Below are 22,599 nucleotides of genomic sequence, written 5' to 3'. Positions count from 1 at the left end.
ACGGTATGCCGGGAATTAGAATGCCCGCATGAACGAAACCCATCTCTCCACAGACCACCCCGCCCAAAAGGCATTCCCCGCTGCGCCTGGCCCGGAGGATTTGTACCGTGCCGTCATCGGCCCGCGCGCTGTGCTGCACTATCTGCCGCGTTTTCTGGATTTCGATGCGCGCGGCAAGTCCGGCCTGGGCTGGCACTGGCCCGCGTTTTTCATCACCTTTTACTGGCTGGCCTACCGGCGCATGGGGCTGAACGCCTTCATCTATTTCGTACTGCCCTATGTGGTCATGCTGGCGCTGCCGCTATCGGTGATGCTGCTGGGCTTTTTCAGCGAGACGCTGGCCGGCGCCGGGCTGATCGTGGGCTGGGTCGGCTTCACGCTGGCGCTTTTCGTGGTGCCGCCGCTGTACGGTGATGCGCTGTACTACCGCCACTGCCGCGCCAAAATCGCCAAGGCGCAGCGGCTGTTCAGCGATCCGCAGCAGCAGCTGGACTGGCTGCGCCGCAAGGGCGGGACCAGCGCGGTGCTGCTGGTGCTGGTCGGGATTGTCTTTGTGGCCGTGATGGCGGCAGTGGCGATACCGGCCTACCAGAGCTACACCGAGCGCGCCCGCCAGGCGATGCAGCCCCTGCCTGCACCTGCGTCAGGGCCTTCGGTCGGCATCTGAGCGTGCTTCAGCCCTGCGCGCCCGCCTGGCGCTGCAGTGAGTGTGAACAGCGGCGCGCAGAAATGTTCGAAGGCGTTTGTAAACCCCTGCGGCCCCCACCAGGTGGCCAGTACCGAGGGCATTGCAAACGCGTCATAAATGATCTGCGGCGCAAAGGGCAGGGTGCGCGAGGTGCTGAGCGTGGTGGATTCGGTCATGTCGCGCTTTCGGTCAGAGGGTATTTCGCCAGCACGTCAGTCCAGATGCAGGGCCATGAAGAGGCTGTGCGGGTTTTCCAGGTAACTGCCAAACGGCCCGCATTCGCTGAAGCCTGCGCGGCGATAGAGCTGCTGGGCGGGCCAGAAATCGGGGTGCGTTCCGGTTTCGAGATTCAGCAGGCGATAACCCCGCGATCGCGCGGTGGCCAGAATATGCGCCAGCAGCGCCTGGCCTGCGCCCCGGCCGCGATACTTCGCCGGCGTGCGCATGGATTTGATTTCGCCGTGCGTGGCCGACAGCTCTTTGAGCGCACCGCAGCCCAGCAAAACCTGATCTTCCCACGCCGTCCAGAAGGTGATGTCGGGGGATTTCAGCCGGTTCACATCCAGCGCAAAAACCTGTTCGGGTGGACTCAGTTCGTGCATATGCGCCAGATGCTCGCGCAGCAGGGCGTGAATTTCGGGGCGGGAGAGGTCGTCGGTTTCGATGATCATTGTGCCGTGAAACAGAGGTGTTTTTTCATCTGGAACATGTGACGCCGATTTACTCCGGACGTTGAATCAGGACATAGTCGCCAGGCATCAAAGAAATCAACGCTTTTTCCAGCGCAGGAATAAGCTCAAGCAGACAGGATAGTTCGTTGGAGACAGCGTCCAGAACCAGAACTGCCACTGGAAGAGCAGACTGCTTCTGCTGATAAGGCAGATTCTTGTCTACGGTAATAAATGCGTCGAACCGGGTCGCCGCCAGCGCCAGGAGCTGGCCATTTTTAATGCCAGACCAGCCTTCCTGGGTGACCGTCGAAACCTGATGAAGCGGCAGTGCCCGGCGCAGACGCGCAGGCACGCATTCATCCAGTAGCAGACGCATCAATGAACCAAGCTGGCGCTGGCCGCATCCAGCACAGCGATGGCCTGCTCCCGCGAAACAGCGGGAAAGTCTTCGAGGAAATCTTCCAGCGACGACGAGCCCTTGAGGTAATCGAACAGATTCTTCACCGGGACGCGCGTGCCAGTGAAACACAAAGTGCCGTGCATGATTTCTGGGTCTCGCCTGACAGGAACTGCGGTCATGCAAACCTCCTTGGAGTGAGTGACTCGGTTAACGCAGATGGAGGATATCCGCATCCAGACATTCTATTGAGAATTGCTCCTGAGTGCGGAGTCATCGCACCGGGTCATTACCCACACGCCCCAAACCCACCACATCCCCCACGAGGATGATCGCGGGTGGTTTGACGCCAGCGGCCAGCGCCAGGCCGGGCAGGGTGGCCAGAGTGCCTGGGGTGCAGCGCTCACCGGGCAGGCTGGCGCTCTCAACAATGGCGGCGGGGTGCGTGGGCGGCAGGCCGTGGGCGATGAGCTGGCGGCACAGCTCGGGCAGGGCGCCGACGCCCATGTAGATGACGACGGTCTGACCGGGGCGAACGAGGGCGGGCCAGTCCAGATCGAGGTGCGGGGGGTGGCCGCTTTCGCTGCTGTGGCGCAGGTGGCCGGTGGCCAGCACCAGCATCTGGGCGTGGTCGCGGTGCGTCAGCGCCATGCCGGTCGAGGCGGCGGCGGTCTGCGCCGCGCTGATGCCGGGGATGACCTCGTAGGGGATCCCGGCGGCAGCCAGCGCCTGGACCTCTTCGCCGCCCCGTCCGAAAATGTAAGGATCACCCCCTTTGAGCCGCAGCAGCGGCTGGCCGCGCTGCGCGAGGCGGACCATCAGGGTGCAGATGTCGTCCTGCGGCAGGCTGTGGCGCGAGGCGCGCTTGCCGACGAACACGCGCTGCGCCGATTGGGGCAGAAGGTCCAGCACCTGCTCGCTGACCAGCGCGTCGTAGAGCACGGTCTGCGCCTGCGTGATGGCGCGGGCGGCCTTGACGGTGAGCAGGTCGGGGTCGCCCGGACCCGCGCCCGCCAGCGTCACGCGGCCCGGCTGGCCGCCCGGGTTTGCGGGGGCAGGGGGCAGGGAATCAATCAGGGCGTCAACAGCATTCATCGGTGCGATTGTAAAACCGCACGCCGCGCCCATCGCGCAGCAGGGCCGGGCGAAAAAAAAGCAGGCCCGCAGGCCTGCTTTCCGTGGGCCGCAGGCTACCTGGCCTGCTGGGGCAACCTGGCCGGGCTTATTTGCCGGTCTGGTTGCCGATGATGCCGCCGATGGCCGCGCCGCCCAGCACGCCGCCGGTGCTGCCGCCGGTCAGGACCGAACCGGCCACGCCGCCGACTGCGGCGCCGATGGCGGAGTTCTTCTGGGTGCGGGTCATGTTTTCGCAGCCGCTCAGCATCGCCAGGCTCAGAGCGACGGCGCCAGCGGTGGCCAGAGTGCGGGTCAGGGTGTATTTCATGTCAGTTCCTTGGGGGTGGGATAAAAAAACGGGATCAAAGCCAGACACCGGCTTCGAGTCACCGCGATTCTGGCGGTTCCCTCAAATCAGGCCAGGACGTAAGCCAATTCGGCCCCTGCGCCGGGCTTTTCGGGGGTTTCGGGCTGGATCGTGACGCCTTGCGCCAGCGCGGCGCCCTGGTCCAGATCCAGTGTCAGTTCGATCAGGCGCTGGTCGCGGCACAGCGTCCAGCGCGTGGTCCGGACGGGGCCGCTGCCCGCGCAGTGCAGGCGGGCCAGCCAGTCGGCCACGTCACCCGTCTGCGCGACGCGCCAGCCGTCGATGGCGATGATTTCGTCGTGCACCGACAGGGTGGCGGCGTGCGCGGCCCCGCCGTCGAGCACGGCAGCGATGCGCACGCGGCCCGCATCCAGCTTGAGGCGCAGGCCCAGCGCGGCGGGGCTCAGCAGCGCCCTGGCCTGCGCGTCGGTCACGTCGGGAGTGGCGTTCAGCAGCGACCAGATGCTGGCCTGTGGCGGCGGCGGCATCTTCAGGCCCAGCGGCGCCAGCAGCTCGGTCAGGGGCAGCTCGTCCGTGCCGTGCAGCCAGGGCTGGATGCGCGCGCGCAGGTCGTGCCCGGTCAGCGCCAGCATTCCGGCGTGGATGTCGTCCTCGGTGATCGGCCGCGACAGGCCATCAAAGCCCGGCGCCTGGCCACCGCGCTGCCACAGCCAGCGCATGAGATCGTCCAGCGTCACCGCGCCGCCCGGTGCGGGCGTCTGGCGCAGCAGGGCGTCGAGCGCCAGGCCGACCAGCGCGCCTTTGGCATAGTAGCTGACGGTGCTGTTGGGCGTGTGCTCGTCGGGGCGGTAGTAGCGGATCCAGGCGTCGTGCGAGGCCTGCGCCACCGACTGCACGCGCCGCCCGGGGCTGTTCCACACGCCCTGCAGCGTCTTGGCCAGCAGCGCGCGGTGTTGCGCGGGCGAGATCAGCCCGGCGCGCAGCAGCAGCAGGTCGTCGTAATAGGAGGTCAGGCCTTCGAAGAACCACAGCATCTGCGTGAGGTTCTCGCGCTGATCGTCGATGGGGTGCAGATCGAGCGGCTTGAGCCGCTTGACGCTCCAGGTGTGGAAGTACTCGTGGCTGATCAGGCCCAGCAGCTGCACATAACCTTCGCGGGTGGCGCGGCCTTCTTCCTGCGCCTCGGTGTGGGTGGGCAGATCGGCGCGGCGGGCGATCAGCGCGGTGCTGTTGATGTGCTCCAGCCCGCCGTAGCCGTTCTCGACCGCGCTGAGCATGAAGACGTAGCGCGAAAACGGCGGCGCGCTGCCCTCCGGGTGCCACAGCGCCATTTCGGCTTCGCAGATGCGCTGCGTGTCGGCCAGAAGGCGCTCGCCGTCGAAATCCGGCCAGGCGCCGCTGACGGCGAACTCGTGTGGCACGCCGCGCACCTCGAAGTGGCCGCGCCAGAAGGGGGCGATCTCGAAAGGATGATCGGCCAGCAGCGTGTAACTGTCGGCCCGCCAGGCGTTGCCAGGGCCATCCACATCATCCAGACCCGTCGCGACTTCCCATCCTTGCGGAATATCCTGAAGGCTGATCTGGTGTGGCGCGTCCTGCTGCCCCTGCACGCGCAGGCACAGGCTGGTCGGGTTGAAGAAGACCCGCGTGCTGTCCGCCATGGCCGTGCGCACCGAGGCGTCGAAGGCGTAGACCTCGTGCGCCAGCGTGATCGCCTGCCCGACCTGCGCGGGGGGCACGGTCAGCCGCCAGGCGCTCTTGCCGTCGGGCTGCAGCGTTGCGCCAGACAGCGTGCCGGGCGCGCCATCCAGCACGCGCAGGCCGCTGAGGTGGCGGGCGAACTCGCGCACCAGGTAGCTGCCCGCGATCCAGACCGGCAGCTCCAGCCGCGTCTCGGTGGCCTGCGGCGTGAAGGTGGTGTGAACCTGCAGGCGGTGCCGGGCGTGGTCGTGCAGGCTGACGCGGTAGTCGATCATGATGCGGCGGCAGCCACCAGACGCTGCTCGATCTGTTCAGTGGGGATGGCGCCGGGCACGCGCGTGCCGTCGGCGAAAAAGAGCGCGGGCGTTCCGGTAATGCCCTGCTCGCGAGCGAAGGCCAGGTTGCGATCCAGCGCTTTGGTGTCACACGCAGCGGGTGCAGCAGCAGGTGTTTTCTGCTTCAGCATCCAGTCGTTCCAGGCGGCGGAGGCGTCCTTGCTGCACCAGATGGCGTGGCTCTTGGTCACTGAATCGTCGCCCAGGATGGGGATGAGGAAGGTGTAGATGGTGACGTTGTCGACCTTGGCCAGGTTGTTTTCCAGGATGTGGCAGTAGCGGCAGTTGGGGTCGGCGAAGACGGCCAGCTTGCGCTCGCCCTTGCCGCGTACGGTGACGACGGCGTCCTTGAGCGGCAGCTGGTCGAAAGGCACGCGCGACAGCTCCTGCAGGCGGTTCTGGGTCAGGTTCTGGCGCTGGCCAAGGTCAACGATTTCGCCCTGCAGGATGTAGCGGCCGGTGGCGTCGCTGTAAAACACCTCTTTGCCCGCCTGGATTTCGTACAGGCCGGGCAGGGGTGTGGGGCGGATCTCGCCGGTCTGGCCCAGCTGCGGCAGGCCCTTGGCCAGGGCTTCGCGCAGCGATTTCTGCGCGGCTTCGTCCAGCGGCGCGGCGCCAGCAGGGGTGGCTTGGGCGGCGGTGGCGGCTTTTTCGGGCGAAGAAGCGGGTGCGGCGGTGTCCGCCGTGCGGTTGCACGCCGACAGCGCCATCAGCAGGGGCAGGGTGGCCAGCGCCAGACGGCGGCGTTGAATGGAGGTCATGAATCAGTCCGGTAATGCTCCCGAATGCGCAAGATCGGGGAGTAGGAAACGGGAATAGGGAGAAGATGGGGAAAAGGGAGAAAAAGAGTAAGCGGTGTCAGCCCTGCAGCGCCTGGCGCACCAGCCACGTTTTGAGCGGCGTCAACGCGTTGACCGCGTCCAGCCCGAGGTTGCGCAGCGGCGCGGCTAGGGGATGCGGCTGGGCGAAGGCCTGCCACAACGCGTCGCAGGTGCGCGCCATGCGCGTGACCGGGCCGTGGCGCTGGCGGGCGTAGCGCGCAAGAACGGACAGATCGTCGCTGCCGCGCCAGGGGCTGTCCTTGCGGGCCTGGGCCAGCACCTCGGCCAGCACGCGCACGTCGGCAAGGCCCAGGTTGAGTCCCTGACCGGCCAGCGGGTGAATGGCGTGGGCCGCGTCGCCCGCCAGCACCCAGCTGCTGCCTGGCGCAAAAGCGCCATAAAGGGCGCTGTCGTGCGCCAGACGCAGCGGCCACAGCGCGGCGGTGGCTGTCATGGACAGCTCGCCCGCCAGGCCGCCCGTCGCTTCGTTCAGAGCCTGGGCGATGGCCTGCGGGCCTTGCTGCTGCAGGGCGGCGGCGCGCTCGTGCGGCAGCGACCAGACCAAGCCGTAGCCCCCGTCACGCGGCAGCAGGGCCAGCACCTCACCGTGGCGGAACCACTGCCAGGCCTGGCCGCCATTCGCTAGCGCGCTGTGAACATGCCCGGCCAGCGCGCTGTGTCCATAAGGGTGCTGGCGCAGGCTGAACAGGCCGTGCCCGGCGGCACGGTGACCGCGTTCGCGCGTGGGGCTGTCGCGGCCCTCGCACAGCACGGTCAGGCCGGGTGCGGCGGCGGGCGCTTCCTCAAACGGCGCCAGCGTGACCAGCGGGGCGAAACGCGCCGCCTGGCGCAGCATGTCCAGCAGCGGCGCAGCATCGACGATCCAGCCCAGCGCGGGCTGCTTCGCCTGCCACGCGGAAAATTCCAGCACCCCGCCCTGATCGCCCTGGACGCGCATGGCCTGAATGGGCGTGACCGCTGCTGCGGGGAGCTGATCCCAGACATTGAGCGCCGCCAGCAGCTCTTTCGAGGCGCCATTCAAAGCCCAGGCACGCAGGTCGCTGGCCGCTGTGTCTGTGGGCCCGGCGATCACGCGCGAGGCCAGGCCCTGGTGCGCCAGCGAGAGCGCCAGCGCCAGCCCGGCCGCGCCATCGCCCCGGATGTGGATGGAGGTGTTCATGCCGGAATTATCGCCCGCCCGCCTGCGGGTGGTGCGTCGCAGGGCTGAACCTCCACCAGACAGTCGTAAAAAGCGGCCGCAGCGCCAAGATCCGTGAGGCGCTGGTGCGTCAGTTCGTTCACGTTGCTGCCTGCCAGGCCCAGTTTGCGCCACCACACGCCCAGGCCGTGGACCACGCCGGGCCGGGCGTGATCGTCCACGGCGGCGCGGCAGACGTAATCGCCCCGGTCGTTGAAGACGCGCACGGTGTCGCCGTGGGCGATGCCGCGCGCGGTGGCGTCCTGCGGGTGCATTTCAAGCAGCGGCTCGCGTTCGGTGGCGCGCAGGCTGTCCACGTTGACGAAGGTGGAGTTCATGAAATGACGCGCCGGGGGCGAGATCATGGCCAGCGGATAGCGCGCCGCCAGCGCCGGGTCAGCCTCCGGGCTTTCGTAATTGTCCAGGTGCGTCGGCACGGCCAGACCCAGATCGGGACGGGCACCCAGCTCGGCGCGGCCCGACGGCGTGCCAAAACCGCCCTGCGCGAAGGGCGTGGGCGCAGCGCCGACGCTGGCGTGCGGCGAGGTGACCCAGCCTTGCTGCTGCAGCGTCTGCATGTCGATCGCATCGCCAAAGGCCTGCGCGATCAGATCGGAATCGCTGGCGGCCAGTTCGGGCTCGGTCCAGCCCAAGGCGCGGGCCAGGTCGCGGAAAATCTGCGCATTTGGGCGGCATTGCCCCAGCGGCGCCAGCGCCGCGCGGTTGAGCAGCACGTCGGTGTGGCCGTAGCTTTTGTGGATGTCGTCGTGCTCCAGCTGGGTCGTGGCAGGCAGGATGAAATCGGCGTAATCGGCGGTGTCGGTCCGGAAATGCTCCAGCACCACGGTGAAAAGGTCTTCGCGCGACAGGCCCGCGATCACCTGGCCCGAATCGGGCGCCACGGCGGCCGGGTTGCTGTTGTAGACGACCAGCGCTTCGACACGCGGCCCGAAAGCGTCGCCGCCCGGGTGCAGCAGGGCGTCGCCCAGCGCGCTCATATTGATCACCCGCGTGGGCCGCGCGCCGCGCAGGTGGCGTCCGCCAAAACGCGCATCCAGCGCGGGGAACTGGCCGGAGCTGCTCATCAGCAGGCCGCCGCCGCGCTCGCGCCAGGCGCCGGTCAGGCAGGGCAGCGCCAGGATCAGCCGCGTGGCGTTGCCGCCGCCGCGCACGCGCTGCATGCCGTAGTTCAGGCGGATGGCGGCCGGGCGCGTGCTGGCCCAGGCGTCGGCCAGATCGCGGATCTCGGCCTCGCTCACGCCGCAGACCTGCGCGGCGCGTTCGACGCTCCAGCGGCCGACTTCGTCGCGCAGTTCGGGCCAGCCAGCGGTGTAGCGGTCCAGATAATCGTGATCCAGAGTGGGCGTTCCGGCGGCTTCGCGCTCCAGCAGCGCGTGCATCAGGCCCAGCGCCAGCGCGCCGTCGGTGCCGGGGCGCAGGGCGATGTGCTGGTGGCAGCGCCGGGCGGTTTCGCTCTTGCGCGGGTCGACGCAGATCAGGCGCGCGCCCGCGCGTTTGGCCTCCTGGGCGCGGGTCCAGAAGTGGACGCTGGACGTGATCGGGTTGCTGCCCCAGATCAGGATCAGGCGGCTGTGTGCGAAATCCTGCACCGGCAGACCGGCTTTGAGGCCGTAAGTGGCGCTCAGCGCCGCGCCGCCCGCGCTGGCGCAGATGGTTCGGTCCAGCTCGCTGGCGCCCAGGCGGTGGAAGAATCGTTCGGCCATGCCTTCGCCCTGGACCAGGCCCATGGTGCCCGCGTAGCTGTAGGGCACGATGGCCAGCGGGTCGCGCTGCGCGATGGCGGACAGCCGCTGCGCGATGGCGGACAGCGCCTCGTCCCAGCTGACAGGTTCGAACTGGCCGGATCCTTTCGGACCGCAGCGCCGCAGCGGGGTGAGCAGGCGCTGCGCGTGGTGGGTGCGCTCGGCGTAGCGCGACACCTTGGTGCACAGCGCGCCGTGGGTGTGCCGGTGATCGGGGTGGCCGCGCATCGCGACCACGCGCTCCTGGCCGTCCACCCAAGCCACATCGGCCAGCCAGGCGCAGGTGTCGGGGCAGTCGTGCGGGCAGGCGCCGGGAACAGTGCGCAGCAGGGGGAGATCGTGGCTCATGGCGAATCCTGAAGAAAAGCGGGGGTCAGAGGGCGCTCAGGTCAGGCGCCGGGCCGTGCCGCACCCAGTGCTCGAACTGATAGGGCCAGTCGGCGTCATCCGGCCCCGGCCTGCGCTGGGTGCACTCGAACGGCAGGCCGTCCAGCGGCGGGAAGAAGGCGTCGGCGGCCTCGAAAACATGGTCTATGCGCGTCAGCCACAGTTGCGTGGCGTGCGGCAGCGCCTGTCGGTAGATGTCGGCGCCGCCAATCACCCAGAGCTGCGACAGAGACAGGGCCCGGGCCAGCGCGATGGCCTCGGCCCAGCCTGGCAGCCAGGCGGTGGTGTGCGGGCGCTCGGGGCTGATCTGCGCCAGCGCCTGCTGCGGTGTGGCGGCCAGGCCCTCGGGCGCTGGCTTGTGTGACAGCACCAGGTTGTGGCGCTGGGGCAGGGGGCGGAACGCGGCGGGGAGAGAATCCCAGGTGCGCGCCCCCATCAGCACCCCTTGGCCGCGCGTGAGCTGGCGGAAGTGGCGCAGGTCGCCCGGCAGGTGGCAAAGCAGTGAATTATTCACACCGAGCCCGCCGGAACGGTCCAGGGCGGCCACTAGAATCAGTTCGACATCAGGCATTTTTACCGCATCAATTGGGACCGGAATGAAACAGACCCTGCTGGGCCTGTCACAACGCTCCAGCACATTCTTCGTCATCCAGATTGCACTGGGATTCATCGGATCCCTGGGATTGTACGTGGCCGGTCTGAACGGCGGCCCGATCAACGACTTCAACCGCTGGGCTTACCCGGTCTGCGCTGCATGGTGCGGCCTGGCGCTGGTGCTGGTCAGAATCCGGCCATCGGGCATGGCGATCTACCAGACCGTGACCATGGCCGTGGCGCTGGCCTTCATCTGCGGGCAGATCACTTTTCTGTCGCTGGCGCGTCCGCCCACTTTTGTCACCGAGCTGGCCGTGGTCTTCATGTGGATGCCGGTGGTGGGCACGGCGCTGTTCTACCTGCTGCAGCGCCGCCAGGCCATGGCGCTGTGGGCGGGGATGTACGTCTGGATGGTTCTGCTGGGCCTGGAGCAGATGCTGCTGAACGCGCGCGGGCTGGAACCGGCTGTCCGCGTGATGTGGATCAACGCCCTGTGGGTGCAGCCCATGATGTTCAGCATCGCGCTGGGCGTGGCGCTGTTCCACGAGCGCCGCGACGCCGACGTGCGCGTCTCGGATGCGCTGCGGCGAGCGGCCTACGTCGATCCGCTGACTGGCCTTTACAACCGGCGCTTTGCGCTGGAGCGCATGGAGAAGCTGCGCCGCCGCGACGACGCCCTGCTGTGCGTCTGGATTTTCGATCTGGACCACTTCAAGCGCCTGAACGACCGCTACGGCCACGGCATCGGCGACGAGGTGCTGCGCGACATGGGCCGTCTGGTGCGCGAATCGCTGCGCCACGACGATTTCGCCGTGCGCTGGGGTGGCGAGGAGTTCGTGGTGCTGATGCCGCACACGCCGCTTGCGGGCGCACAGGAGGCCGCCGAGCGCTTCCGCCTGGCCGTGCACAAGAACGAATGGTCGGGCGAGCGCCTGAGCGTCACCGTCAGCATCGGCGTCTCGCAAGGCAGCGCCAGCGAGAATCTCGACGCCCTGATCGCCCGCGCCGACAAGGCGCTTTACGCCGCCAAACTGGCCGGGCGCAACCGGACACGCGCCTGCGCCCGCGCCTTTGGCGATTGCTCCGACTGCGGCCTGGCCTGCCGCCAGACGCCGGGCGCCGCACCGCTGGCCGAAGGGCTGAGCACCGCGGGGGTCTGCGATCCTTCGGAAGACCTGCTGCGCCGCGTGGACAGCTATCTGGCCGCGCTGGCCCGCAATGGCCCCCGTGACCGTCCGCAGCAGGGCGAAGACGGCCGGGCTAAAATCGAAGGCTGATTCGTTTCAAGGATGTTGCGGCATGGCTTTCGCTCCTGATGCCCCGGCCAGCGCGGGTGGCCCGGTCACCGAGATGTACTGGCGCGAGCTGCGCGAGCGCGGCTACCGCAGCGATCCGGCCCAGCTGCGTGCCATCGCGGCCCTGGAGCGCTGCGCCAGCGACTGGGCCGCGTACCGGCAAAAGCGCAGCAACCGCCTGAAAAAGTGGCTCAACCACCCCGAGATTCCGCGCGGCGTCTATATGTATGGCGGCGTGGGGCGCGGCAAGAGCTTCCTCATGGACTGCTTCTTCGCGGCCGTGCCCATCCGGCGCAAGCAGCGCCTGCACTTTCACGAGTTCATGCGCGAAGTTCACCGCGAACTCGCCGGCCTGCAGGGCACCGCCGACCCGCTGGACGTGCTGGGCGCGCGCATGGCGCGGCGCTTCAAGCTGATCTGCTTTGACGAGTTTCACGTCTCGGACATCACCGACGCGATGATCCTGCACCGGCTGCTGGACGCGCTGTTTGCCAACGGCGTGGGCTTTGTCACCACGTCCAACTTCCGCCCGGACGATCTCTACCCCGATGGCCTGCACCGCGACCGCCTGCTGCCCGCCATCGCGCTGCTCAACCAGCGCCTGGAGGTGCTGGACGTGGACAACGGCACCGACTACCGCAGCACCGACGGCCCGCAGATGCCGACCTACCTGCACCCGCTGGACGCCGCCACCGACGCCGCCATGGCAGCCACATTCGCCCGCCTGGCCGAAGAGGGCGACGAGAACACCGCCATCCCGATCGGCAGCCGCACCCTGCAGGCCCGCCAGCGCGCGGGCGGCGTGGTGTGGTTTGATTTCCGCGAGCTGTGCCAGCAGCCGCGCTCGCAGAACGATTACCTCGAGCTGGCGGGCGCCTTCCACACCGTGCTGCTCAGCGGCGTGCCCGAAATGGACGAAACCCTGGCTGTGCCCGCCCGCCGCCTGACGCTGCTGGTCGACGTGCTCTACGACCGCCGCGTCAAGCTGATCCTGTCCGCCGCTGTTCCCGCCGAAGCGCTTTACACCAGAGGCACGCTGGCCCACGAGTTCGTGCGCACCGTGTCGCGCCTGCACGAAATGCAGACCGAAGCCTGGATGCAGCAGGAGCGCCGCACCGTCGATACGCGGCTGACGATAGGGCCGGTGGATGTGTGATTCCGGGGCAGCGGGGTTTGATGTTCCTGCGCCTGTCCGGCGAACATGGCCCGAAGAACCTGCAGCGTCTTCGCCAGCGTCGCCGATCCCGGTCTGACGGCGATCAGTACATCACCCGCGCCACCGCACTGGGCGCGTGTCCGGCCCGCTGGTAGCGCACGTAAAGCGTGCCGCTGGTGCCCGGGGCGCCGATGATCCAGCGCGGGCTGGCGGTGGTCTGGCTGAACAGGGGCTGGCGGAAATCGGGGTCGCGGGCGATGACGACCTGCGCGGGCTGAGCGGACTGGGCGGCCGTGGGCACATCAACCTGCAGGCTCAGGGTGCTGGACAGCCACCGCACCGAGGGCGCCGGATCGATGCCTTCGGGGGCTGCCGGGGCACAGCGCTCGGGCGGAGCGGCGACGAACTGCAGCGAGCGGCTCAGGCCCAGCAGGCCCAGATCATTGACGCTGATGACCGTGGCATACCAGGGGCCGGGCGGCAGATCGGCCGGGACGGCGTAGCTCTGGCCCTGGGCCACGCGCTGCACGCTGACGATCTGGTGCGCCTGCGGGTCGCGGCTGATGACGATCTGGCTGGCGGCAATGGGCGAGGGCGGGTTCGCGCTGTCGGGGGTGATGCGCCAGTCGCGGCCCGCGCAGACGGTATCCGGCAGCGTGACCTGCGGCGCAGCGGGCAGCCGGACCACCTGGGGCGCCCGCTGGGGTGCCATAGCCGCGCCCTGCAGGGCATCGACGGGCAGATCGCGCACGCGCTGGCCCTGGTCAACTGCAACACGGCCCTCCAGCACCTCGGCGCGGGTCGGGTAGGCACTGCCATCGGCGTGAACGCGGTAGCGCGTGCCGCGCACGCCAATCACGGCGGTGGGGGTTTCGACGGCGAGCGGCGTGGCGCGCAGCACCTTGGTGGCGAGCACCTCGATGCTGCCCTGCAGCAGGCGCAGCCCGCTGATGAAGAGACTGGGCGCGTCGGCCCGCGTGCTGGTGGGCAGCACACGGTTGGCCGTGACCTGGGTGCGGCTGCCGGGCTGGATCTCGACCAGCGAGCCATCGCCCAGGCGCAGCGTGGCCGTGGCCAGGGCGCCGGTGACCAGCTCCTGGCCGACCAGCAGCGCCTGGCCCGCGCTGACCGGCAGCTCGCCCGTTGCGGTGATGACGCGCACCGGCCCGCTGGCCGCGGTGACCATCGCGGGCTGGCTGCCGCTGCGCATCAGGCGGGCGGGAATCCACAGCGTCTGGCCGGGGCGCAGGCGGTGCGGGTCGGCCAGATGGTTGATGTGCGCCACTTCGGTCCACGCGCTGCTGGCGACCAGAAACTGCTGGCTGATGTGGCTGAGCGTGTCGCCCGAGGTGATGACAAAGCGCACGCCCGGCTCCCGGTGCGATGAGCCCCCCGGCCGCGGATCGGCCGCCTGGGCCCCGGCTGCGGCGCAGGCCAGCACCAGCGCGCAGGCGGTGCCCACGGCCCTGCGGCCCGGACGCCTGGGGCGGCGGAGAAAAGGCATCAAACGGGAGGAGCGGGGGGTGGTCATGGCGTGCGATCTGATTCAGGAAAAACGGGGGAATCAGTCCCCGGACGAGCTGGACCCGAGCTGATCCCGGACCAGGGCAAAGAGTTCACGGTAGGCCTTGCCGTGGCGCGGCGTGTGGCCTTTGCGGTCGGCGGTGCCCGGTGGCGCGGCGTCGGGCGTGGCGGCGGCCTGCTGGCGCGCCGAGCGGATCAGGCTGCGCAGGTGCTGAACGTCGGTGCCCGGATGCTCTTCCAGCCAGAGGGGCAGCGCGTTGTCATCGCGCAGCAGGCGCTCGCGCCACAGTTCGGCCTGGTGCAGGCGCAGGCTGTCGTGGGCCAGACCCAGCTCGAACTGCTCGACGCCGTGGCGCAGCGCCTCGATGTCGGCTTCGTCCAGCAGCGTCATCACCTTGCCGATGTACTGCAGCTGGCGGCGGCGGCCTTCGAAGGAGCGCGTGCGCGCCAGTTCGTCCAGCGCCCCCTGCAGGCGGTCGGGCACGGCCATCACCTTCAGGCGCGAGGCGGGCAGGGCCGCCAGCTTGCCGCCCAGCACCTGCAGATCCTGCGCCTGGCGTTTGCGGTCGGAACGGCTGGGGCGCTCTTCAAAAGGGAGGGGTGATGTGGGGTGTGGTGTCATGAACTGGGCTGCGGGCCGTGCGGGGTCAGGCTATGATGGCCCGCTGGATTTTATGCGACCTGGCCGCGTCTGCAGCCTCAGGGGTCCGCAGCAACTGCACGAAAGCCCGATTCATGAACGATTCACGCCCCGACAAGGCCCTGGTGTTCGCCCACAGCCGCGAACAGTTCGAAACCCTGGTGGACGAGGCCCTGGCCCTGGCGCTCAAAACCGGCGCCACTGCCGCCTCGGCTGGCATCTCCGAAGACATCGGCCTGTCGGTGTCGGTGCGCATGCGCGATCTGGAAAACGTCGAGCGCAACCACGACCGCTCCTTCGGCCTCACGGTGATGGTCGGCCAGAGCCAGGGTCACGCCAGCACCTCCGATTTCAGCCGCGAAGCCATCGCGCGCACGGTGCAGGCGGCGTACGACATCGCCCGCTTCACGGCCAGCGACGAGCACGCTGGTCTGCCCGAGCTGGCCGATCTGGCGCTGGACGCCACGCAGCATCGCGATCTGGATCTCTTCCACCCCTGGGCCATCGACGCTGACGACGCCGCGCAGATCGCCCTGCAGTGCGAAGCCGCTGCGCTGGATTTCGACAAACGCATCACGCAGTCCGAAGGTGCCAGCGTGTCGGCGCAGCAGTCGCACTTCGTGGCTGGCAACACGCTGGGCTTTCGCGGCGCCTATGCCTCTTCGCGGCACAGCGTTTCGGTGGCGCCCATTGCCGGCAAAGGCGCGCAGATGCAGCGCGATTACTGGTTTGATTCCATGCGCGATCCGGCCGATCTGGCCACGCCGGACAGCATTGGGCGCACCGCCGCGCAGCGCGCGCTGGCGCGCCTGGGCTCGCGCAAGGTCGCCACCTGCGAGGTGCCGGTGCTCTTCGATCCCATGCTGTCTGCGGGGCTGATCGGCTCTTTCGTGCACGCCGTCAGCGGCGGCGCGCTCTACCGCCAGGCGTCTTTCCTGCAGGACAGCCTGGGCCAGGCGGTGTTTGCCGACCACATTGATCTGCTGGAAGACCCGTTTGTGCCCAAAGGCAAGGCCAGCTCGCCCTTCGACAGCGAAGGCGTGCGTGTGTGCGCCCGCCAGGTCGTCGATGCGGGCGTGGTCCGGGGCTACTTCCTGGCCAGCTACTCGGCGCGCAAGCTGGGCATGGCCAACACCGGCCACGGCGGTGGCTCGCACAACCTGACGCTGCGCAGCCGCCTGACGCAGCCCGGCGACGATTTCGCCGCCATGCTGCGCAAAATGGATCGCGGCTTGGTCGTCACCGAACTGCTGGGGCAGGGCGTCAATGGCGTGACGGGCGATTATTCGCGCGGCGCCGCCGGTTTCTGGGTCGAAAAGGGCCAGATCGTCCACGCGGTCGAGGAAGTGACCATCGCGGGCAACCTGAAAGACATGTACCGCAACATCGTGGCCATCGGCGCTGATGCGTTCACCTACGGCGGCAAGACCAGTGGCTCCGTCCTGATCGGGGGCATGAAAGTCGCGGGGTCGGCATGAGCCGGCGGCGCGGTCCACCCCCGCCCGCCCCGCTGGAGGGCGATCCCGTCCTGCAGGTGGACGCCATGGATCTGGACGGCCAGGGCGTGGCGCGCGCGCCGGACGGGCGCGTGGTCTTCATCGAGGGCGCGCTGCCCGGCGAGCGCGTTCGCATGGTGGTGCAGCGGCGCAAGGAGCGCTGGGTGGCTGGCCCGATGACGGCGCTGGAGCAGCCCAGCCCCCTGCGCGTCACGCCGCCGTGTCCGCACTTCGGCCTGCACGCGGGCGCCTGCGGGGGCTGCAAGGTGCAGCACCTGGAGCCTTCGGCGCAGGTCGCCATCAAGCAGCGCGTGCTGGAAGACCAGCTGGAGCGCGTCGGCCGCGTCCGGCCGGATCGCATCCTGCCCGCCATCGCCGGGCCCTCGCTGGGCTACCGCGACCGCGCGCGCCTGACGGTGCGCTATGTCGAGAAGAAAGGTGACGTGCTGATCGGCTTTCACGAACGCGCCTCGCGCTATGTCGCCGACATGACGGCCTGCCGCGTGCTGCCGCCCACTGTCGAGTCGCTGCTGCGCCCCCTGCGCGCCCTGCTGATGGGCATGGACGCACGCAGCCAGATCCCGCAGATCGAGGTCGCCGTGGGTCGTTCGCGCCCGCGCGGACAGGACGCGGAGGGCCACTTCACAGCGCCGCTGGGCGACCAGCGCGTCACCGTGATCGCCCTGGTGCTGCGCGTGCTGCAGCCACTCTCCGAGGCCGACATCGCCCGGCTGCACGCTTTTGCCCAGCAGCACGCGGTGCAGTGGTGGCTGCAGCCCAAGGGGCCGGATTCCATCGCGCTGCTGGACGACGCTGGGGCCGCTGCGCCCGCCGGTGCCACCGACGCGCGCAGCGCCCAGCTCGCCTACGATCTGGACGAGTTTGACGTGCACATGCCGTTTCGTCCGACCGATTTCACCCAGGTCAACCCGCAGATCAACGCGGTGCTGGTGGGTCGCGCGCTGCGCCTGCTTCAGGTCGAACCGGGCAGCCGCGTGATCGACTGGTTCTGCGGGCTGGGTAACTTCTCGCTGCCGCTGGCGCGGCGCGTGGGCGCGTCAGGACAGGTGCTGGGCATTGAGGGCAGCGCCACGCTGGTGGACCGTGCCCGCGACAATGCGCGGCGCAATGGCCTGGATCACGCGCAGTTTGATGTCAGCAACCTCTTCGAGATGACCCCGCAGGCGCTCTACGCCCTGCAGCAGCGCCACGGCGTGGCCCAGCGCTGGCTGGTCGATCCGCCGCGCGACGGCGCTTACGCGCTGGTTCAGGCACTGGCCGCGCTGTGCGGCGCGCCGCTGCTCAAGAGCGGTCATGTGGTCCTGCAGCGCAGTCGCGGCGTGGAAGACCTGGTCGCTGATGCTGCTCCCGACAGCCCCGAAGCGCCCGAACTGGCCGATTTCACGCCGCCCCCCGGTTGGCAGCCGCCGCAGCGCATTGTTTACGTCAGCTGCAACCCCGCCACCCTGGCGCGCGACACCGACGTGCTGGTCCACGGCGCCGGGTATCGTCTGGTCAGCGCAGGGGTGATCAACATGTTCCCGCACACGGCGCATGTGGAGAGCATGGCGGTGTTTGAGCGGCCCGCCATGCCGTAAAATACCGCTTTCGTTCCGGGGTCAGCAGACCCCGTTTTTTATGCCTTCCCCTCAGACACCGAGACACTGACGACATGAACACCATTCCCCTGACGCGCCGTGGCGCCGAGCTGCTCAAGGCCGAGCTGCAGCGTCTGAAGTCGGTTGAACGCCCGGCGGTGATCCTGGCCATTGCCGAGGCCCGCGCGCAGGGCGATCTCTCCGAGAACGCAGAATACGAGGCCGCCAAAGACAAGCAGGGCTTCATCGAGGGCCGCATCCAGGAGGTCGAGGGCAAGCTGTCGGTGGCCCAGATCATTGATCCGGCGCAGCTCGACGCGGCGGGCAAGGTGGTGTTTGGCTCGACGGTCGATCTGGAAGACGAGGACAGCGGCAAGGCCGTCACCTACCAGATCGTCGGCGACGATGAGGCCGACATCAAGCAGGGCCTGATCTCGATCAGCTCGCCGATCGCGCGCGCGCTGATCGGCAAGGAGGCCGGCGACGTGGCCGTGGTCAAGGCCCCGGGCGGCGACCGCAGCTACGAAATCGTGGCCGTGCGCTACGCCTGAAAGGCCCACGGATGAGCGATACGCCTGAACTGCCCGCCAGCGCCCGCCGGGTGCAGGACTGGCTGGACGCCCAGGGCCCGGGCCACCGCGTGGTCCAGCTGGACGAGAGCGGCCGCACCGCGCAGGAGGCCGCTGACGCACTGGGTTGCCAGGTGGCGCAGATTGCCAAATCGCTGATTTTTGCGCTGAACTGGCCTGATCCGCTGCCCGCTGGCGCGCAGCCGCCCGCTGGGGTGGACCACCAGGCCGTGCTGATTCTGGCCAGTGGTGCCCACCGCGTGGACGAAACCCGTGTGGCGCAGGCGCTGGCCCAGGCCTGGTCCTGCCTCGGATTGACCCTGGGCAAAGCCAACGCGCGGCTGGTGCGCGATCTGACAGGCTATGCGATTGGCGGCATCCCGCCCGTAGCGCACGCGGTGCGGCTGCCGGTGGTGATGGACGAATCGCTGTTCCAGTGGCCTGAACTGTGGGCTGCAGCGGGCACGCCGCACACGGTGTTCAAATTGCAGGCCGACACCCTGCAGGCCTGGACGGGGGCTCTGGTGACCGCCGTGGCCACGACCGAGTCACCTTCGCCCTGACCGCCTTTTTGACCCTTCACCCCTGAGCGGAGAGACCCATGACCGCGACCGCTGCCACCGCTGATTTCCGCATTCCGCCGCCGCCCGAGAGCCGCCTGCCCGGCGTGGGCACCACGATTTTCACGGTGATGTCGGCGCTGGCGCAGGAGCAGGGCGCGGTCAACCTGGGCCAGGGCTTTCCGGATTTCGGCTGCGATCCGGCGCTGGTCGATGCCGTCGCCGATGCCATGCGCGCCGGGCACAACCAGTATCCGCCCATGACCGGCCTGCCTGCGCTGCGCCAGGCGGTGGCGCAGGTGATGCAGACCACGCAGGGCGTGGCCTACGACGCCGACCGCGAGATCACCATCACCGCCGGGGCGACGCAGGGCCTGTTCACGGCCATTCAGGCGCTGGTGCGTCCGGGCGACGAGGTCGTGGTGCTGGAGCCCGCTTACGACAGCTACCTGCCCGCGCTGGAGCTGGCCGGGGCCACGGTGCACCGCGTGCCGCTGACGCCCATGACTTTCCGGCCTGACTTTGACCGCATCGCGGCGGCGCTGTCACCGCGCACGCGCCTGGTGCTGGTCAACACGCCACACAACCCCAGCGGCACGGTCTGGTCGCGCGCCGACTGGCAGATGCTGGCCGACCTTCTGGCGCCCACCGACGCCTGGCTGCTGTCGGACGAGGTCTACGAGCACATGGTCTTCGACGGCCAGCGCCACGTCAGCGCGGCGGCATTGCCCGCCTTGCGGGCGCGCGCCGTTGTCGTCACCAGTTTTGGCAAGACGCTGCACGTCACCGGCTGGAAGGTCGGCGCGGTGCTGGCGCCGCCCGAGCTGATGGCCGAGTTCCGCAAGGTCCACCAGTTCAACGTGTTCACCGTCAACACGCCCATGCAGCACGGCCTGGCCGCCCACCTGGCGCAGCCGCAGCACTATCTGGGCCTGGCGGATTTTTACCAGGCCAAGCGCGATCATTTCCGCGCCGGGCTGGCCGCCACACGGCTGCGCCTGCTGCCCTGCGAGGGCACGTATTTCCAGTGCGTCGATTACAGCGCCGTGTCGTCGCTGGGCGAGATGGATTTCTGCCGCTGGCTGTGCACCGAGCTGGGCGTGGCGGCGATTCCGCTGTCGGCTTTTTACCGCGATGGCACCGAGCAGGGCGTGGTGCGCTTCTGCTTTGCCAAACAGACGACCACGCTGGACGCCGCGCTGCAGCGCCTGGCGCGGCTGTAAAGCGTTCAGATTTCAAAGGGGTTTCCATGGATCGCACCGTGTTTTTCATTTCGGACGGCACCGGCATCACGGCGGAAACCTTCGGGCAATCCATCCTGACGCAGTTTCCCGGCCAGTTCCGCGCCATGCGCCGCCCCTTTATCGACAGCCTGGCCAAGGCGCAGCAGGTGCTGCACGAGATCAACCAGTGCACCGCGCACGAGGGCAAGCGCCCGGTGGTATTCATGACGCTGGTCAATGACAACGTGCGCAGCGTGTTCGAAAGTCCCGACTGCAAGGGTCGGGTGATGGACATGTTCCACGCTTTTGTGGCGCCGCTGGAGGACGAGTTCGGCGTCAAATCCAACCACCGCGTCGGGCGTTTTTCTGATCCGGCCAAGAGCGCGCGCTACCACGACCGCATCGAGGCGATCAACTTTTCGCTGGCGCATGACGACGGCCAGAGCGCGCGCAACCTGGAGCAGGCCGACGTCATCCTCGTCGGCGTAAGCCGCAGCGGCAAGACGCCGACCTCGCTTTATCTGGCCATGCAGCATGGCATCAAGGCGGCCAATTACCCGCTGATCCCCGAGGATTTCGACCGCAAGGTGCTGCCCAAACCGCTGCTTCCCTGGCGCGAGAAGTGCTTCGGCCTGAGCATAGACCCGCAGCGCCTGAGCCAGATCCGCCACGAGCGCCGTCCAGGCAGCAACTACGCGTCGCTGATCGGCTGCCACCAGGAGGTCGAGGCCGCCGAGGCCATGATGCGCCGTGAAGGCATTACGTGGCTGTCCTCGACGCACAAGTCCATCGAAGAGATCGCCACGACCATCCTGTCGCAGATCAGGCCGGACCGGCTGCTGTTTTAAGCCTCAGCCGTCCAGCGGCCGCATGTTGACCGTGATGCTGGGCGGCACGGTACCGTCCACATCCTTGGGCAGCACGCGGGTGCGCTCGATGGCCGCGCGTGCTGCCGCATCCCATGCGCTGTTGCCGCTGGATCGCGACATGCTGATGCCGGTGATGCGTCCGTCGGGCGACAGCTTCAGGCTGAAGCTGGCCGTGGGGTTGCTGGTGACTTCGCTGGTGTCAAAGCGCACATTGGGCAAAATGCGCGCCCGCACGCGGCCCGCGTAACCCGGCGACGGGCCTTTGGACACTTTGGCTTCGCTCTCGGCCTCGCCGGCCTGCGCCATCATCCGGTCCAGCGCGGCTTTGCGCATTTTTTCGGCGGCGGCTTTCTCGGCCTTGGCTTTCGCAGCCGCCTCAGCTTTGGCCTTGGCAGCGGCTTCCGCTTTGGCCTCGGCTTGGGCTTGTGCGGCGGCGTCTGCCTTCGCCTTGGCCTGCGCTTTGGCCTCCGCCTTCGCCTGAGCCGCTGCTGCGGCTTTTTCGGCCTGCGCCGCTTTGGCGGCCTGAGCGGCTTGGGCGGCCGCTGCTTTGGCGGCCGCGGCGGCCTGGGCTTTTTGCGCGTCCTTGCGCGCCTGAGCCGCTGCAGCGCGGTCGGCGTCCCGCTGGCGGGCTTCTTCCTGAGCCGCCAGCTGCTGGGCTTTTTTCGCTGCAGCCTGTTCGGCCTGCTCGGCTTTTTTGGCCTGCTCCGCTTTCTGAGCCTTGAGGGCGGCGGTTTTTTCGGCGGCTGCGGCCTTGGCCTCCTGACGCTGCTTCTCTTGGCGCTGTTTCACCAGCGCCGCGTCCACTTCAGGATCGGGTTTGGGCTCGGGCTGGGCCTTGGGTGGTTTCGGAGCGGTTTTCGCTTCGGTCTGCACCGGGGGGGCGGCACTGTCCGCGGGCTGGCCTGCAGGCTGGGCCGCTGGGACGGCGGACCACAGTTCGGCGCTCAGGGGGGCCTCAGGTTTCATCACAAAGCGCCCGGCCAGCACCAGCAGCAGGATGACGGCGGCGTGCACGGCCACCGCCAGTCCCACAGAGCGGCGCAGCTTCGGGGGGCGGGGAGGCAGCTGCGGGGACTGCAGATCGGCGGGATCAGTGTCCATGCCTCAGCGCCCCGGCTGGACGGCCAGACCGATGCGCTGGATCTGCCCCTGGTGGAGCTGGCGCATGATGTCCATGACCTGCTCGTAGCGCACGCTCTTGTCCGCCGAAATCACGACGGGGGTGGATTTGTCCTCGGTGTCGTTCGCCTGAAGATCGCGCACGGCGTCCATCAATTCGGGCAGCGTGCCGTAAGCTGTGGCCTTGCGCCCATCCACGCGCAGGGCCAGATCGCCGTTGGCTTTCAGGATGACCTCAGCGACGTGCCCCGGCATGTTGCGCGCCTGTCCGGCGCTGGGCAGGTTGACCAGGCTGGGCGCGACCAGCGGTGCGCTGACCATGAAAATGATCAGCAGCACCAGCATCACGTCGATGAAGGGCACCATATTCATTTCGGCCACGGCGCGGCGACCCCGGCGGCCGCGGCTGGATCCGGTCACGGCGGGCATGGCTTAAATCTCCCGCTGGCCAGGGCGCCCGGCCATGCGCCGGGGGTCGAACAGCTCGCCCGCGCGCGGGTGCTCTTCGCCCGCCGACTGGGCGGGGGGGGCAGCGTCTCCTATAAACATCT

General features: G+C 68.5%; 23 protein-coding genes. 9 read left to right on the top strand and 14 right to left on the bottom strand.

Features of this window, described 5'->3' with window-relative positions; genetic code table 11:
- The first annotated feature begins 28 nt into the window (after positions 1-28).
- Positions 29-667, top strand: coding sequence for a DUF2628 domain-containing protein (locus RV045_RS11940; RefSeq protein ID WP_423236020.1), 639 nt, complete (start codon positions 29-31; stop codon positions 665-667).
- A 233-nt stretch (positions 668-900) separates the two neighbouring features.
- Here RV045_RS11940 and RV045_RS11935 read toward each other — a convergent pair whose 3' ends face one another.
- The 10 genes from RV045_RS11935 to RV045_RS11890 all read right to left on the bottom strand — a co-directional run bounded on the left by RV045_RS11935 (position 901) and on the right by RV045_RS11890 (position 9,976).
- The gene (locus RV045_RS11935; RefSeq protein ID WP_423236019.1) at positions 901-1,359 is read right to left on the bottom strand and encodes a GNAT family N-acetyltransferase; all 459 of its coding nucleotides are present in this window, start codon (positions 1,357-1,359) and stop codon (positions 901-903) included.
- 49 nt (positions 1,360-1,408) lie between these two features.
- A complete protein-coding gene (locus RV045_RS11930; protein WP_423236018.1) occupies positions 1,409-1,711 on the bottom strand; it encodes a hypothetical protein in 303 nt (100 codons plus the stop codon).
- Positions 1,712-1,734: 23 nt separating this feature from the next.
- Positions 1,735-1,938, bottom strand: a complete 204-nt coding sequence (locus RV045_RS11925) for a DUF433 domain-containing protein (protein WP_423236017.1) — start codon at positions 1,936-1,938, stop codon at positions 1,735-1,737.
- A gap of 91 nt (positions 1,939-2,029) precedes the next feature.
- Positions 2,030-2,851 (bottom strand): uroporphyrinogen-III C-methyltransferase, encoded by an 822-nt coding sequence (gene cobA / locus RV045_RS11920; RefSeq protein ID WP_423236016.1) that lies wholly within the window; start codon positions 2,849-2,851, stop codon positions 2,030-2,032.
- A gap of 127 nt (positions 2,852-2,978) precedes the next feature.
- Positions 2,979-3,200, bottom strand: a complete 222-nt coding sequence (locus RV045_RS11915; protein WP_423236015.1) for a glycine zipper 2TM domain-containing protein — start codon at positions 3,198-3,200, stop codon at positions 2,979-2,981.
- A gap of 86 nt (positions 3,201-3,286) precedes the next feature.
- Positions 3,287-5,176, bottom strand: a complete 1,890-nt coding sequence (locus tag RV045_RS11910; protein ID WP_423236014.1) for a M61 family metallopeptidase — start codon at positions 5,174-5,176, stop codon at positions 3,287-3,289.
- A complete protein-coding gene (locus RV045_RS11905; protein WP_423236013.1) occupies positions 5,173-5,997 on the bottom strand; it encodes a DsbC family protein in 825 nt (274 codons plus the stop codon). Before RV045_RS11905 ends, RV045_RS11910 begins: the two co-directional genes overlap by 4 nt.
- Before the next feature lie 97 nt (positions 5,998-6,094).
- Positions 6,095-7,237, bottom strand: a complete 1,143-nt coding sequence (locus RV045_RS11900; protein WP_423236012.1) for an FAD-dependent monooxygenase — start codon at positions 7,235-7,237, stop codon at positions 6,095-6,097.
- A complete protein-coding gene (locus RV045_RS11895) occupies positions 7,234-9,366 on the bottom strand; it encodes a molybdopterin-containing oxidoreductase family protein (RefSeq protein WP_423236011.1) in 2,133 nt (710 codons plus the stop codon). Before RV045_RS11895 ends, RV045_RS11900 begins: the two co-directional genes overlap by 4 nt.
- Positions 9,367-9,391: 25 nt before the next feature.
- The gene (locus tag RV045_RS11890) at positions 9,392-9,976 is read right to left on the bottom strand and encodes a dihydrofolate reductase (RefSeq protein ID WP_423236010.1); all 585 of its coding nucleotides are present in this window, start codon (positions 9,974-9,976) and stop codon (positions 9,392-9,394) included.
- Between the two features lie 25 nt (positions 9,977-10,001).
- On the opposite strand from RV045_RS11890, the gene RV045_RS11885 reads away from it, so the two are divergent.
- Together RV045_RS11885 and zapE are read left to right on the top strand one after the other, a co-directional pair.
- A complete protein-coding gene (locus RV045_RS11885; RefSeq protein WP_423236009.1) occupies positions 10,002-11,276 on the top strand; it encodes a GGDEF domain-containing protein in 1,275 nt (424 codons plus the stop codon).
- A gap of 22 nt (positions 11,277-11,298) precedes the next feature.
- A complete protein-coding gene (zapE, locus tag RV045_RS11880; protein ID WP_423236008.1) occupies positions 11,299-12,450 on the top strand; it encodes a cell division protein ZapE in 1,152 nt (383 codons plus the stop codon).
- A 103-nt stretch (positions 12,451-12,553) separates the two neighbouring features.
- On the opposite strand, the gene RV045_RS11875 is transcribed toward zapE, so the two are convergent.
- Both RV045_RS11875 and yjgA read right to left on the bottom strand, forming a co-directional pair.
- On the bottom strand, positions 12,554-13,912 hold the full coding sequence (locus RV045_RS11875; protein ID WP_423236007.1) for a FecR family protein: 1,359 nt from the start codon (positions 13,910-13,912) through the stop codon (positions 12,554-12,556).
- 102 nt (positions 13,913-14,014) lie between these two features.
- Positions 14,015-14,596, bottom strand: a complete 582-nt coding sequence (gene yjgA, locus RV045_RS11870) for a ribosome biogenesis factor YjgA (protein WP_423236006.1) — start codon at positions 14,594-14,596, stop codon at positions 14,015-14,017.
- A gap of 113 nt (positions 14,597-14,709) precedes the next feature.
- On the opposite strand from yjgA, the gene pmbA reads away from it, so the two are divergent.
- From pmbA to ppsR, 6 genes are all read left to right on the top strand, one after another.
- Positions 14,710-16,092, top strand: a complete 1,383-nt coding sequence (pmbA, locus tag RV045_RS11865; RefSeq protein ID WP_423236005.1) for a metalloprotease PmbA — start codon at positions 14,710-14,712, stop codon at positions 16,090-16,092.
- Positions 16,089-17,708 carry a 23S rRNA (uracil(1939)-C(5))-methyltransferase RlmD gene (gene rlmD / locus RV045_RS11860; protein WP_423236004.1) on the top strand — a complete coding sequence of 540 codons (1,620 nt, stop codon included), beginning with the start codon at positions 16,089-16,091 and terminating at the stop codon, positions 17,706-17,708. The genes pmbA and rlmD overlap by 4 nt, the downstream gene beginning before the upstream one ends.
- A gap of 74 nt (positions 17,709-17,782) precedes the next feature.
- On the top strand, positions 17,783-18,259 hold the full coding sequence (greA, locus tag RV045_RS11855; protein ID WP_423236003.1) for a transcription elongation factor GreA: 477 nt from the start codon (positions 17,783-17,785) through the stop codon (positions 18,257-18,259).
- Between the two features lie 11 nt (positions 18,260-18,270).
- On the top strand, positions 18,271-18,840 hold the full coding sequence (locus tag RV045_RS11850; RefSeq protein ID WP_423236002.1) for a YbaK/EbsC family protein: 570 nt from the start codon (positions 18,271-18,273) through the stop codon (positions 18,838-18,840).
- A 38-nt stretch (positions 18,841-18,878) separates the two neighbouring features.
- Positions 18,879-20,060, top strand: coding sequence for a pyridoxal phosphate-dependent aminotransferase (locus RV045_RS11845; RefSeq protein ID WP_423236001.1), 1,182 nt, complete (start codon positions 18,879-18,881; stop codon positions 20,058-20,060).
- Between the two features lie 26 nt (positions 20,061-20,086).
- On the top strand, positions 20,087-20,908 hold the full coding sequence (gene ppsR, locus RV045_RS11840; RefSeq protein ID WP_423236000.1) for a posphoenolpyruvate synthetase regulatory kinase/phosphorylase PpsR: 822 nt from the start codon (positions 20,087-20,089) through the stop codon (positions 20,906-20,908).
- A gap of 3 nt (positions 20,909-20,911) precedes the next feature.
- Here the strand turns inward: ppsR and tolA are convergent, their stop codons facing one another.
- Entirely contained in the window at positions 20,912-22,030 is a 1,119-nt protein-coding gene (tolA, locus tag RV045_RS11835) for a cell envelope integrity protein TolA (RefSeq protein WP_423235999.1), read from the bottom strand.
- A gap of 3 nt (positions 22,031-22,033) precedes the next feature.
- Entirely contained in the window at positions 22,034-22,477 is a 444-nt protein-coding gene (locus tag RV045_RS11830; RefSeq protein ID WP_423235998.1) for a biopolymer transporter ExbD, read from the bottom strand.
- Between the last annotated feature and the right edge of the window lie 122 nt (positions 22,478-22,599).

Origin of the sequence: Amphibiibacter pelophylacis (genome assembly GCF_037688875.1) — a bacterium.
Classification (GTDB): Bacteria; Pseudomonadota; Gammaproteobacteria; order Burkholderiales; family Burkholderiaceae_C; genus Amphibiibacter; species Amphibiibacter pelophylacis.
This window is presented reverse-complemented; position numbering and strand designations above follow the sequence as displayed.

Coding starts and splice junctions, on each gene's coding strand:
- RV045_RS11940 (WP_423236020.1), top strand. CDS start 29: ATGAACGAAACCCATCTCTCCACAGACCACCCCGCCCAAAAGGCATTC.
- RV045_RS11935 (WP_423236019.1), bottom strand. CDS start 1,359: ATGATCATCGAAACCGACGACCTCTCCCGCCCCGAAATTCACGCCCTG.
- RV045_RS11925 (WP_423236017.1), bottom strand. CDS start 1,938: ATGACCGCAGTTCCTGTCAGGCGAGACCCAGAAATCATGCACGGCACT.
- cobA (WP_423236016.1), bottom strand. CDS start 2,851: ATGAATGCTGTTGACGCCCTGATTGATTCCCTGCCCCCTGCCCCCGCA.
- RV045_RS11915 (WP_423236015.1), bottom strand. CDS start 3,200: ATGAAATACACCCTGACCCGCACTCTGGCCACCGCTGGCGCCGTCGCT.
- RV045_RS11910 (WP_423236014.1), bottom strand. CDS start 5,176: ATGATCGACTACCGCGTCAGCCTGCACGACCACGCCCGGCACCGCCTG.
- RV045_RS11905 (WP_423236013.1), bottom strand. CDS start 5,997: ATGACCTCCATTCAACGCCGCCGTCTGGCGCTGGCCACCCTGCCCCTG.
- RV045_RS11900 (WP_423236012.1), bottom strand. CDS start 7,237: ATGAACACCTCCATCCACATCCGGGGCGATGGCGCGGCCGGGCTGGCG.
- RV045_RS11895 (WP_423236011.1), bottom strand. CDS start 9,366: ATGAGCCACGATCTCCCCCTGCTGCGCACTGTTCCCGGCGCCTGCCCG.
- RV045_RS11890 (WP_423236010.1), bottom strand. CDS start 9,976: ATGCCTGATGTCGAACTGATTCTAGTGGCCGCCCTGGACCGTTCCGGC.
- RV045_RS11885 (WP_423236009.1), top strand. CDS start 10,002: ATGAAACAGACCCTGCTGGGCCTGTCACAACGCTCCAGCACATTCTTC.
- zapE (WP_423236008.1), top strand. CDS start 11,299: ATGGCTTTCGCTCCTGATGCCCCGGCCAGCGCGGGTGGCCCGGTCACC.
- yjgA (WP_423236006.1), bottom strand. CDS start 14,596: ATGACACCACACCCCACATCACCCCTCCCTTTTGAAGAGCGCCCCAGC.
- pmbA (WP_423236005.1), top strand. CDS start 14,710: ATGAACGATTCACGCCCCGACAAGGCCCTGGTGTTCGCCCACAGCCGC.
- rlmD (WP_423236004.1), top strand. CDS start 16,089: ATGAGCCGGCGGCGCGGTCCACCCCCGCCCGCCCCGCTGGAGGGCGAT.
- greA (WP_423236003.1), top strand. CDS start 17,783: ATGAACACCATTCCCCTGACGCGCCGTGGCGCCGAGCTGCTCAAGGCC.
- RV045_RS11850 (WP_423236002.1), top strand. CDS start 18,271: ATGAGCGATACGCCTGAACTGCCCGCCAGCGCCCGCCGGGTGCAGGAC.
- RV045_RS11845 (WP_423236001.1), top strand. CDS start 18,879: ATGACCGCGACCGCTGCCACCGCTGATTTCCGCATTCCGCCGCCGCCC.
- ppsR (WP_423236000.1), top strand. CDS start 20,087: ATGGATCGCACCGTGTTTTTCATTTCGGACGGCACCGGCATCACGGCG.
- tolA (WP_423235999.1), bottom strand. CDS start 22,030: ATGGACACTGATCCCGCCGATCTGCAGTCCCCGCAGCTGCCTCCCCGC.
- RV045_RS11830 (WP_423235998.1), bottom strand. CDS start 22,477: ATGCCCGCCGTGACCGGATCCAGCCGCGGCCGCCGGGGTCGCCGCGCC.